Annotated in this window: 9 protein-coding genes; 7 read left to right on the forward strand and 2 right to left on the reverse strand. The window is 69.3% G+C overall.

The genetic code is table 11. The features are described 5' to 3' along the window. Positions 1-164: 164 nt before the first annotated feature. Both RJ03_RS28180 and RJ03_RS28185 read right to left on the reverse strand, forming a co-directional pair. The gene (locus tag RJ03_RS28180; RefSeq protein ID WP_036508059.1) at positions 165-539 is read right to left on the reverse strand and encodes a soluble NSF attachment family protein; all 375 of its coding nucleotides are present in this window, start codon (positions 537-539) and stop codon (positions 165-167) included. Between the two features lie 218 nt (positions 540-757). Continuing rightward, entirely contained in the window at positions 758-1,462 is a 705-nt protein-coding gene (locus tag RJ03_RS28185) for an ESX secretion-associated protein EspG (RefSeq protein ID WP_036508061.1), read from the reverse strand. A gap of 270 nt (positions 1,463-1,732) precedes the next feature. On the opposite strand from RJ03_RS28185, the gene RJ03_RS28190 reads away from it, so the two are divergent. The 7 genes from RJ03_RS28190 to RJ03_RS28220 are packed head-to-tail and all read left to right on the forward strand — an operon-like array spanning position 1,733 to position 12,015. Next, positions 1,733-4,414, forward strand: a complete 2,682-nt coding sequence (locus RJ03_RS28190; protein WP_036508071.1) for a phosphoenolpyruvate synthase — start codon at positions 1,733-1,735, stop codon at positions 4,412-4,414. Further along, the gene (locus RJ03_RS28195; protein WP_036508063.1) at positions 4,404-7,760 is read left to right on the forward strand and encodes an AMP-binding protein; all 3,357 of its coding nucleotides are present in this window, start codon (positions 4,404-4,406) and stop codon (positions 7,758-7,760) included. The genes RJ03_RS28190 and RJ03_RS28195 overlap by 11 nt, the downstream gene beginning before the upstream one ends. Next, positions 7,760-8,017, forward strand: coding sequence for an acyl carrier protein (locus tag RJ03_RS28200; RefSeq protein ID WP_036508073.1), 258 nt, complete (start codon positions 7,760-7,762; stop codon positions 8,015-8,017). Before RJ03_RS28195 ends, RJ03_RS28200 begins: the two co-directional genes overlap by 1 nt. After that, positions 8,014-9,108, forward strand: a complete 1,095-nt coding sequence (locus RJ03_RS28205; protein WP_036508065.1) for an SDR family oxidoreductase — start codon at positions 8,014-8,016, stop codon at positions 9,106-9,108. The genes RJ03_RS28200 and RJ03_RS28205 overlap by 4 nt, the downstream gene beginning before the upstream one ends. Next, positions 9,105-10,007: a nucleoside-diphosphate kinase gene (locus RJ03_RS28210; RefSeq protein WP_036508067.1), complete on the forward strand. Its 903-nt coding sequence runs from the start codon at positions 9,105-9,107 to the stop codon at positions 10,005-10,007. The genes RJ03_RS28205 and RJ03_RS28210 overlap by 4 nt, the downstream gene beginning before the upstream one ends. Next, positions 10,004-10,963, forward strand: coding sequence for a ScbA/BarX family gamma-butyrolactone biosynthesis protein (locus RJ03_RS28215; protein ID WP_036508068.1), 960 nt, complete (start codon positions 10,004-10,006; stop codon positions 10,961-10,963). The genes RJ03_RS28210 and RJ03_RS28215 overlap by 4 nt, the downstream gene beginning before the upstream one ends. Beyond that, the gene (locus RJ03_RS28220; protein WP_157122358.1) at positions 10,957-12,015 is read left to right on the forward strand and encodes a UbiA prenyltransferase family protein; all 1,059 of its coding nucleotides are present in this window, start codon (positions 10,957-10,959) and stop codon (positions 12,013-12,015) included. Before RJ03_RS28215 ends, RJ03_RS28220 begins: the two co-directional genes overlap by 7 nt. The last annotated feature ends 224 nt before the right edge of the window (positions 12,016-12,239 follow it).

A 12,239-nucleotide genomic window follows, 5' to 3' on the forward strand; every position in this document is an offset into this window, starting at 1 on the left:
GGCCGCCTCCAGCCAGATCAGGGAGGCCTGCAGAATCTCACCGGCCTCGATCTTCTCCGTTCCGGTGTGGATCTGTTCGTGTGTCATGGACTCGAAATGTTCCATGGCGCTGACGTATTGGGGGTCGGTGTGCGATGCGGCCGGCCCGTAACGGAATTCGGCGCTCATCGTGACAGTCCGGACGAGATCGCCCGCAGCGCGGCCGCATGCGCGGAATCGGCCTCCTCGTAGAGCCCGGCGCTGGTCAGGAAGGCCTCTTTCATGCGGTAGGCGGCGGCGATGTACTGGTCGAGTAGTTCGGCCGCATCGCGCGCCTTGCGGCCGAATCCGGCCTGCAACTGCTGAGCGGAGAAGAAGCCCCCGAATCCGCTGAGCTGCGCCACCGAATCGAGGCGCTGCTGTAGTTCCCGAAGCCGGTCGGCCTGCTGCTGATAGATCTCCGCGCACCCACGCGCGGCCGCCGGATCGAAGGTGACGGTTCCCCCGCGCGCGGCCTGCAAGAAACGGGTGATATCGGCCTGGCTGGTCTCGATCGTCATGCGCACCCCTGAGATCGGTCGGTCCGATCAGCCTAATGGGGAGGGCCGGAGGCGGCAGCGGAGCACTACCACGTACGGGCTCCCCATCGGGCTGCAATCACACAGCCGACGGGGAACGCCCGGAGGGCGGCTTCCCGGTGAGGCTGCAGGTCGACCCAGCTTACTGGTTCCGGCGATGTCCGGTCAGCCCGAGTTGCCCGAATCCGCGCCCGTCGCAGTCATCGCGGAATGCGTTTTTGCAGGTGAGTGCCGATCTGCTGCCGGCTCGCGGGCACGATATGGACTTCGTCGCCCGCCTTGATGAGATAGCGCCCGTCCTCGGCGACGTCGATCCACGTGTAGTACAGCGGCGCGGGCGGTGTGGGCCGGTCCAGGCCGGCCTCGATGCGGATATGCCCTTCGGCGCTATGCGGTTTCAGCAGCAGGCGGCGGATGCGCGGCGTCGGCGGTGAGGCCGGCCGCGGGCAGTCGTCGTCGCGTATCGCCTCGGTCGGTGCCGAGCGGGCGGGTTCACCTCCGGCCGGGCAGTCGGGCAGCAGCGCGGCGATGCGGGCGCCCAGTTTGGCGGTATGCCCGATCGACATTCGGATGGATCCGCCGAATCCGGGTGTGCGTCCCGGTTCCTGGATCGTGAGCACGGCGTGGTCGTAGATCGCCGCCGCCACCGCCCGGATCTCGGTCCCCGGACTGTGTGCGCCGCCGATCGCGACCACACGGGTGTGCGGTGCGGCCAGGATACGCAGACAGGCGGAAAGGTCCGGGTCCGCGCCGAGCGGCAGCCGTGCCTCGAGGGTTTTGCGCAAGGTGGCCGCCTCGTCCTCGGTGCGCGGGGTTTCGAGGATGCGAAGGGGGAAGGGATGGCGATCGAGGTCGGTTTCGCGCCAGATGTGCGCGAACTCGTCCGGTGTGAATGACCAACTCACGCCGAATTACACCCTCCACCGATCGTCACGAGCCTCAACGTAGCGTAGCCGCGCTCCCGGCGGGCGGCCAGCCGATCTTGTTCGGATTTCGGTTAACACCGGCGAGCGCGGCCGGTATATCGAGACAACGCCCCGGTGACCGCCTGCGCACCGCGGCCGGTGGGATATCCGATCACCGGTATTCCGAAACGGAAACATTTCAGATATACCGTTACGAACTCTGCGAGCGACCGCTGGGCAGGCGCACGGTCCGCGATGACAGGAGACCTGGTGCACGAATCCGAAGCGGGCCTTGCCGAAGCGGCGGATGCCGGCGGGAAAGCGGCCGGGCTGCGTCGGTTGCGTGATGCGTCGTTGCCGGTGCCGGATTGGCTGGTCGTCGAGCCGGAGATGTTCCAGCACATGCCCGCCGAGATCGTCGCGGCGGCAGCGGAATTCGTTCGCACGCCCGATCTCGACGAGGCGCTGGTCCGCGGTGCCCGGTTACGCGCGAGCATCATGACCGCCACGCCCCCGGATGCCCTCGTCGCGGCGATGGACGAGGTGTGGCAGCGCCTGGGCCGTGCCCCGGTGGCGGTCCGGTCCTCGGCGGCGGTGGAGGACGGCACCGCGTATTCGTTTGCCGGGCAGTTCGATTCGTTCCTGAACGTCTCGGGGGCCGAGGCGATCGCGTCGGTGGTGACGGCCTGCTGGGCGTCGGCGTTGTCGCCGCGGGTGATCAACTACTGTTTCGCGCACGGACTGGCGCTCCCGGAGATGCCGGCGGTCGTGGTGCAACGCCTGATCGCGGCGGAGACCAGCGGTGTGCTGTTCACCTGTGATCCGAGCACCGGCGCCACGGACCGGATGCTGATCAGCGCCGTCTACGGTCTGGGTGAAGGGCTGGTCTCCGGCGCCGTGGACGCCGATACCCATGTGGTGGACAAATTTTCGGGCACGGCGATCGATACGGTGTTGGGCGAGAAGGCGACTCGCTACCGTCCCGACGGCGACCAGGGGTGTATCGCGGTGGACGTCGATCCCGCGCTGCGGGCACGCCCGGCGCTGACTCCGGAGCAGGTGACCCGGCTGATCGAGGTCGGCCGCCGGATCGAGACGGCGACGAACGCCCCGCAGGACGTCGAGTGGGCCTTCGACGCGGAGGACCGGCTCTGGGTGCTGCAGGCGCGGCCGGTGACCACGGCGGTGGGGGACCCGTTGCGCGGCGCCGGTGAAGCGGTGCCCGACGGTGATCTGCGAATCTGGGACAACTCCAACATCATCGAGAGCTTCAGCGGTATCACCTCACCGCTCACCTTCACCACCGCGGCCGATATCTACGGGCGGGTGTACCGCGGATACGCCGAATCCCTGGGGGTGCCGCAGCCGCAGGTCGCGCAGACCGACAGCTGGACTCCGGTGCTGCTCGGCTACTTTCACGGCCGCGTTTACTACAACCTGCTGCACTGGTATCGGATGGTCGGCATCGCGCCGGGCTATCCGCTCAACCGCCGGGTACTCGAGGCAGCACTCGGCGTGGCCGAACCACTGCCGGACGACATCGCGAAGACGTTGCGCCCGTTCACCTTCGGCAATCCGCTGCGGCGGGTGGTGTCCCGGGCCCGCACCACCGTGATCTATCTGCGCCGCATCGCCGGGATCGACGCGATGATGCGGCGGTTCCTCGACGATTTCTACCGCGTCTACGACGATTTCGAATCCCACGACGACAGCGCCGACACCGGGGCGCAGGCCTACGCCCGCTATCGCGAACTCGATCGGGAACTGGTGCACCGCTGGGGTCCGATGATGGTGCTGGACGCGATGCTGCTGACCCTCACCGGCCTGCTGTACGTCCTCACCCGGATTTTCCTGCCGAAGGCGCCGGAGTGGTTCCTCTACGCCGTCGCCGGGCCCGGGGCCGATGTCGAATCCGCCGAGCCGGCCCGTGCCATGTCGGCGCTCGCCGCGATCGTGCGGCAGCACGACGATCTGCGCAAGCTACTGGAAAGCACTGCCCCGGAGGGCATTTACGACGCGCTCGTTACCGCGGGCCAGGACGAGTTCCGGGCGCGCGTCGACGAGTACATCGACCGCTACGGCTACCGCAGCCTCGACGAACTGAAGCTCGAGACGCCGGATCTGCGGGAGGATCCGTCGGGCCTGTTCGTCATGCTGCTGGCCGCACTGCCGGAACAACAGGACCGCGCCGCCGACGACGCGCAACGGTATCTGGATGCGCATCTGCGCGGTTGGCGCCGCGCGATCTACCAACGGTTGCGACGCAAGGTGTCTCGCTGTGCGGGGCATCGGGAAAGTCTGCGCTTCTGCCGCACCCGCGCCTTCGGCATGGTCAAACGAACCATCCGAATCATGGGACGAGACCTGGTGCGGCGCAATATCATCGACGAATTCTCCGATGTGTTCTACCTAACGCTGCCGCAACTGCGCAGCTGCTACGAGGGCGGCGAGACGGCCGGTCTGCGGGCGGTGGTCGCCGCCCGCAAACAGCAGCGCGCCGCCGACGCGCGCCTGGTCGCACCGGCCCGCTTCGTCACCCACGGTGGCGGTTTCGGCCCGGCCGAACTGGCGGCGGCCGGATGGGTGCCGATCACCGACACCCCGGCCGCGACAGCGGGTTCGGTCTTCACCGGTACGCCGTCGGGTGGTGGGGTCGGCACGGGCCCGGCGGTGGTGGTCGACGAGCCGCGCGACGTGGCGGGCGGTGTGCTCGTCACCTATCGAACCGATCCGGGATGGGTGGCGGTGCTGCCGTCGGCGACGGCTCTCGTCGTCGAGCGGGGCAGCCCGCTCACCCATGTCGCCATCGTCGCGCGCGAGCTCGGTGTGCCGACGGTGGTGCAGATTCCGGGTGTCACCAGATCCGTCCGGACCGGTATGCCGTTGCGGGTCGACGGCAGCAGCGGAACCGTCACCGTGCTCGAAGAAGGGGAGGCAGCCGATGCCCAGTGAACTGCGGAACACCGACGACGACCAGGCACTGGTGCGCGGCTGGCTGGTGAATCCCGCCGCCACCACCGGCATCCACCTCGCCGACGAAGCCGACGGCTGGCAGTTCCGCAGCTACGCGGAACTCGCCGAACTGACCTGGTCGGTCGCGGGCCGGCTCCGCGAACGAGGTCTCGGGGGCGGTGACGAGGCCGGGGTCTGCGTCGTCATGCCGACCGGATTCCCCTGTGTCGCCGCCTTTTACGCGGTGTGGGCGTGCGGTGGGGTGTTCACGCCGATCGCCCCGCCCATGTTCGCCGATATGGCCCAGTACATCTCGCATGTCGCGGCGATCCTCGACCAGGCCGCACCTCGCGTGGTCGTGACCTCCGTGGAGCTCGAAACACTGGTCCGTGAGGCGATGACCGCGGCCGGACGTGTCGACGAACCGGTCGTCGTCGGCGACACCGGATCACCCGCCGACCGGACGCTCGCAACCGCGGCCGAGACGGCACTGCTGCAATTCACCTCCGGGTCCACCGGAACCCCGCGCGGCGTGCGGGTGTCGTGGCACAACCTGGCCAACAACATCCGGATGATCAGCCGGCTGATCGACTGGCGACCCGGCGAGGCGATGGTCTCGTGGCTGCCGCTCTACCACGATATGGGCCTGGTCGGCGCATTCCTCACCACCGTCGCCAATCAGGGTGACCTGTATCTGATGCGGCCGGATCAGTTCGTGCGCGATCCGGCGCGCTGGCTGCGGGCGATGGCGCACGCCCAGCACTCGCCGTCGCCGTCGTTCGCGCTCGGTTATGTGGCACATCGGGTTTCGCCGGACGACATCGCCGATCTGGACCTGTCGGGATGGCGGACCCTGGCGGTCGGCTCCGAACCGGTCGAAGTCGAGGATCTGCGGTCCTTCGCCGAACTCACCGGCGCGCGCGGTTTCTCCGCTCGGGCCTACACCCTCGCCTACGGTCTGGCCGAGGCCACGCTGATGGTCACCTCCTCGGCGCGCGACCGGCCGCTCACGGCCCTGCGGGTCGATACCGCGACACTGCGCCCCGGTGAGCCGGTGCGGATCGTCGCGGAGGTCGTACTCGCCGACGACCGGTGGGTGAGCGGCCCGGGCTGGATCACCGGCCTCGGCTACTCCACGCCCGAATCCACCGTCGTGGTGGTGGACGAGGACGGCCGCGAACTGCCCGACGGGGTGCTCGGCGAAATGGTGGTGATCGGCGATTCGGTCGCACTCGGGTATACCGACGGCGCCGGCGGCGCGACCCGCATCACCGACGGCGGGCTCTACACCGGCGACGCCGGATTCCGTTACCACGACGAGGTTTTCGTGCTGGGCCGGATGGGCACGAGCCTGAAGGTGCGGGGGCGGTCGGTGTTCATGGAGGACATCGAATCCCGGGTGGCGCGCGAAACCGGCATCACCAAGGGAAAGCTCGCGGCGGTCTCGCTGACCGGCGGCGCCACACCCGGCATCGTGCTCTTCGCCGAAACCGCTCCGGGGGAGTGGATCACCCGGGCCCGGACTGTGGTGCGCGGCGAACTGGGCCCGGCGGGGACCGTCGGCGTCGTCACCGGACCGCGCGGCTTCATCCGCCGCACCTCGAGCGGCAAACCGCGCCGCCGGCACATGTGGCAGCTCTACACCGAAGGCCGATTGGCGGGCGCCACCGAACATCCCGGCGCCGACACCACGGCGTCGAGTGTCTCCACCGCGCCGGCGCTGTCGCTCGATCGTGCCGAGCGGTTGCTGGCCGCGGCACTGGAAACGGTCTCGATCCCACCGAATTCCGCCGCCCTGTTCGAGGGGTCGCTGGCGGAGGGATTCGGTAACGAGGGTTCCGATATCGACTTCCTGATCGTGGCGCCCGGTGACGAGCAGATGCCGACGCTACCGACCGTGGTGTTCGCCGACGGCCGCCGCATCGAGATCCGCACCCGATCCGAGGCGCAACTGCGCGCGCAACTCGAGCGAGTGACCGGTGCGGGCGGCGATCTCGACGAGGACGTGCTGAACCGCTGCCAGCGGTTCCGCAATGCGACGGTGCTGCGGTCGAGCGCGGCCGTGGATCTGGACGGGTTGCTGGCGCTGGTGCCCGCCGACGGCTTCGCCGAGACCGTGTCCGGCTGGTGGGCGCGGCGTAGCCGCCACGCGCTGTGGTTCGCGGTCGCGCTGCGCGCCATGGGCGCCGACGCGGAAGCCGACGGGTGGGCTCGCGACGGCCTGCTCCAGGCGGTCAAATCGTGGGCCGCGACGCGTGGGGAGACCTATATCGAGACGAAATGGGTTCCGCGACAGCTGGATCGGCTCGTGGCGGCCGATCCCAGTATCGCGGAGCGGGTCGACGCCTACCGTGCACTCCCGCCCGGTGCGACGCTCGACGAGACGCTCACCCTGGCCCGGCGATTCGGCATCGACGACGTCACCGACGATCCCGATCGGATTCTGCTGGCCCGGGTCGACGGCGTGACCACGTGGCCCATCGGCGACCGGATCCATGTGCTGCGCGACGATCGGGACGTCTTCGCACTCTCCGACCGCGGCGCCGCGGCGTGGCGGGGCGTGGTCACGCGCAAGTCGGTCGCCGACATACTGCGCCGGGCGCCGATCGGCACCGAACTCGCCGAATTCGTCCGCCTGGGCTTCATCGGATTGTCCCTGCGCGGAGGCGAGACATTGCGTCCCGCGCTCGCCATGTGCAAGCCGGTACGCCCGGTCACGCCGATTCCGTCCACGCGGATGCCCGCGCTCGGGCTCGCCGGTGGCGGCGCGGACCGCCAGATCGCGACCCTGTCACCGCTTCCGGCCCAGCGATTCGTCGCCTGCGCGATGGAGGTGGTCTGGTCGAACGTGGTGCTGGAGAACGCCCGCGAGGACCTGATGGGGGCGGTGAAAGCGGGGCAGGGTGCCGTCGCCGATATCGCGGCGCATCGCGTGATCGCGATGTGCGTGCGAATGGCGCTGTCCACCTACGGTATTCACCCGCTACCCCCGGATGTCGCACCCGGACGGACGCTGGCCGCGATGGTGCCGGATGCCGGACCGCTACGCGAGCTGGTCGACCGCGCGTCGGCCCTGCGTTTCTCCGCGGTCCTCGGATCGGGCGCGAGCGGCCTGGACGAGCTGGCCGTGCTGGACGAACTCGCGGCCGCCGTGCGTGAGATCGCCGGGGGCACACAGTTTCCGGCGTCGTTCGATTCGCGGGAGCAATGGCGGCGCACGCTCGACATCAGCTACGACTGGCTGCGCCCGGCCGCCTATCTCGATACCGAACTGCCGCTCGACGAGGCCCGCGACCTGCTCGGCTCGGGCGGGCGGCAACCCCACCAGCGCGACGGAGGACAGTGATGACGAATGTGGACGGCCCAGTGGCGGAACGGGTGCGCCGGCTCGTCGTCGCGATGGCGCCGGCTCCGCCCGCCGACCCGGGTGACCGGTTGCGGCTGATCGAGGATCTGGGATTCGACTCGCTTCGTTTGATGGAGTTGACCCTCGTGCTCGAACAGGCCTTCGGACTACCGCGTTACCGGCCCGAACAGCTGGCCGGTGTGCGCCGTATCGGGGATGTGGTGACCCTGATCCTGATCGAGGAGGTGCGATTGTGACCGGACACGACGCCGTCCTGGTGACCGGCGCGGGCGGCCTGATCGGTGCGGAGGTGGTGGGGCGCCTCGGCGCGGCGGGCCGGCCCGTGGTCGGGTTGGTACACAGCACTGCGCGGATCATCCGCAACGACGGTTCCGAGATGGACGGCATCGAGACGGTGCGCGGCGACGTCCGGCGGCTGGGTTTCGGCCTCTCCGGGCACGGCGCCGCCGAACTGGGCTCCCGCGTGGGCATGATCGTGCACTCGGCCGCGACCACGGCCTTCGACGCCACCGCCGGCGACTACGAGGAACTGAACGTGCGTGGCACCGCGCACGCGATCGAACTGGCGCTGCGCTGGGACGTGCCGCTGGTGTACGTGAGTACCGCCTACGTGTGCGGGATGCGGGCGGGTGTGGTCGCCGAGGCGGAACTCGATGTCGGGCAGGCCTTCGGAAACGGCTACGAGGACAGTAAGTTCCGGGCCGAACGCCAGGTGCGCTGCACGCCGGGGCTGCGCTGGGCGGTCGTTCGCCCCGGCGTCGTCACCGGTGCCATCGGCACCGGCGTGATCCGCGATTACAAGAACCTCTACACCGTGGTGAAGCTGATCGTCGAGGGCAAGCTGCGCTCACTGCCCGGCCGCTACGACGCCACGATCGCGCCGGCACCGGTCGACTTCGTCGCCGACGTGATCGCCAAGGCCGCGACCGACTTCGATTCCGCTGCGGGACAGACCTTTCACGCCGTCGGCGCCGATCCCCTCTCGCTGCGTGACATCTCGGACGTCCTCGCCGAATATCCCTCCTTCCAGGTCGCGACCTTCGTGCCCGAGGCCTCGTTCGCGGTGGAGGATCTGGACCCGCTGGAGCGTGAATACTTCCTGCGCATCGGCGCGCTCTACACGAGCTACTTCGCCCGCCGACCGCTGTTCGACACCACCGCGACACATGCCCTGCTCGGGCGGGATTGCCCGCCGAGCGGCAAGCCGTATCTGCGACTGCTCCTCGACCACTGCCTGGAGAGCGGCTACCTCGGCGATCCGCTGCCGTCGGTGACCGAGATCCTGGCGCGCTTCGGCCCGGACGCGACCGTGGGAGGCAGCCGATGAATCTGGCGCAACTGCTGGCGGCGTCGACTCCGCTGCCGGCCAAGGCGGCCGCCTATGCCGAGGACACCTACGTTCAGGAGACGGTCGACGAGCTCGGTGCGGCCGGCCTCGACGCGGCCGACTTCTCTCGCCGATATTCGCTGCTGCTGCTGAAACCGGATGCGATCGTGGCCCGGGCCGTCGAACCGACACTGCAGTGGTTGCGGGACAACGATTTCCGTATCGTCGCGGCGCGCACCTGCGCGGTGGACCGGCATCTGGTGCGCGCGCTGTGGTACTTCGCGTGGAATATCGCCTCACCGGAGCGGCGGCGGCTCGCCGATCTGCTGACCGAGATCTCCGACGCGCTGGTCCTCGTCGTCTCCGGCGAACCCACCGCGCTGCCGACCCCGGTGCGGCTCACGGCGGCCAAGGGCCCCACCGATCCGGTCAAGCGGCAGCCCGGTGAATTGCGTTATCTGCTGGGCAGATACAGCTACCTGCTGAATCTGGTGCATTCGCCCGACGATCCGGCCGACGTGCTGCGCGAGTTCGCGATCTACTTCGACAGCGACACCCGTGCGCGGGTGCTGCGGGAGATCGAGTCCGGGCGGGACCGCGGTGTCGAAGCCGCCGCCTGCGCTGCGGAGCTGTATTCCCGCACGCCCGCCAGGGATTTCGGGCGTTCGGCCGCCGCCGCGCGACTGGTCGCCGACGTCGGTGACGTTCCGGCGGACTTCGATCCGGATCGCGACGAGGACTGTGCGCTGCTGCTGCGTCGCGCCTGGGCCACCGGTCGCGCGATCGATCCCTGGTCGGCCGTCGTCCTCGGTTCCCATGTACTGCCCATGCGCAACGGCGGGCGGCGCCAGACCCTGCCCCCGGTATCCGCACACGACTGGTTGGAGGCACGACCATGACGATCGACACCGCGACCATCCCGACCGCGAGCCACGTGCACACCATCTCCCGCCATCTCGCCCACCGCTGTGCGGTGTCGGAGGTCTTCGTCACCTCGCTGCACGCCGCGCGGTCCGACGAGTTCGTGGTCGGCGCCCAGCTACCCCGCATGCACGCCTTCTACGGCGACCACCTGGCTCCGTGGGACGACACCTACGACCCCATGCTGGTGATGGAGGCCGCCCGGCAGGCGGCGATCGCTCTCACGCACGAATACTTCGGCGTACCACAGGATTTCGGGTTCGTGGTGCGCACCTTCAACGGTGCGGTCGCGGAGAGCGACAGGTGGATGATCGGGTCCGCGCCCGCGGATCTGGTGATGTCGGTGCAGATTTCGCGCCGGCATCGGCGCGGCGAGGTGCTGCAGGGGGTGGATATGGTGCTCGACATCGAATGCGGGGGTGAGCCGCTGATGATCGTGGACGGATCCTTCACCTGGGTGTCGCCGTCGCGGTGGGAGGCGCTGCGCGGCGGGTTGCGCACGGGGCTGGGCCTCGGCGACATCGGCGCGGCGCTGCCGCCCGGGCAGCCGGCCGCGGCGGTCGAGGTGGGCCGGGCCAACGGGCGCAATGTGGTGATCGGCCCGTTGCGGCGAGTCGGCGCGGCCGCGGTCGCCGAGCTGGCGATCGACACCGGCCACCCGATCCTGTTCGACCACACCGTGGATCACGTGCCCGGCAGTGTGCTGCTCGAGGCGGCACGGCAGACGGTCACCGCGATGTCGGTGTCCGAGCCGAGCCGGCTGATCGGGGTCTCCAGTTCCTTCGAGCAGTTCGTGGAGCTGGACCACCGCGCCGAATGTGTGACCCGCCCCTCGGATGCCGTTCCGGGACAGGTCGATTGCGAAATTCACCAGTGCGGAGCGGTGGCCGCCCGCATCGGCCTGCGCTACGACACCGACGAGGCGGAATGCTGAGCGGTCGCGCGCCCACCGGCCGGTCCGAGCAGGCTTCGACTCCGGGGCGACGTCGCCTGGGCGGATCGGCCGTCGCGCGAATCGCACGCTTCACCGTCGCGCGGTACGAAACACATCATCTGCTCTACGCCGTCATGTTCGTCCTGGCGGTGGAGGGCACCGCGGCGGTGGTGTCGCATCCGGACCTCGCGTGGCGTCCGGGAGGGGCCACGGCGGTGCGGATCGTCGTCGTCGCGGTGCTGCTGCTGTATCTGCGCATGGTGGACGAGATCAAGGACCTCGACTACGACCGGGTACACAACCCGGATCGGCCGCTGGTCACGGGAGCGGTGAGCGTCGGCGAATTGTGGGGTGCGATCGGGGCGCTCGCGGTGTTGCTGACAGCGGTGTCGTCGCTGCTGTCGTGGTGGTCGGCGGTGCTCGTCGTCGCGGCGATGGGGTACGGCCTGGCGCTGTGGGGGCTGGAGGGCGTATCGGCGCGGATCCGCGGCGATCTGCTGCTGAATCTGGCCGTGACCTACCCGGTGCAGTTGTGGATCATCGCGTACCTCGTGCGTTCGGCGATCGACACCGGTCAGGTCGAATCCGGGTGGCGGACAGCCTGGGTCGCGCTGATCTTCGCGGGCGCCTTCCTCCATTTCGAATTCGCGCGCAAGACGGCGGCGGACGCACGCCCTGGGCAGTGGTACTACTCGAATGTCCTGGGGGTGCGGGGGAGTGTCGGCGCGATTGTGGGCTGCGCGGCCCTCGCGGTGGGTGCGGAGGTGGCGCTGAGCCGGCCGTGGGACCATCCGCTGCCGTGGGCGACACTGGCGTGGATTCCGGTGGGACTGTTGCTACTTCCGGTCCTCGTGGCCGGATCGTTCCTGACTCGCTCGCCGGAGCGGATGCGACCACCAGTTCCCCCGTCCGAGTCCGCGCGAAACGGAGCGGCGTCGCCCGCCGCGGGCGAGTCGGATTCGGCCACCCGCGCGTATCCCGTCGTTCCGGCTGTGGTATTCGTACTGGTGTTGTATCTGATTCTCATCGCCACCGCCGTGACCTGGCGATAGTTCCCATGGCGGGCAGGGCCTCACGCCCAGGGGCATCGGAAGGCCACTGAAAGGGCAGTGACCGGGCCGCCGCGAGCGCGCACGCTTGGAAGTAGCACCCGGCGCCGCAGGATTGCCCCCTTCGCATCGTGCGGCACACCGGATCCGGCGCGGTTTGCCCTTGCCGCGTCGGGCTCGCGGTCCGGTGTCCCGTTCGTGGCGTCGGGTGCAACCACGACCCTTCC

It is taken from the genome of Nocardia aobensis NBRC 100429 (assembly GCF_000308375.1).
Classification (GTDB): Bacteria; Actinomycetota; Actinomycetes; order Mycobacteriales; family Mycobacteriaceae; genus Nocardia; species Nocardia aobensis.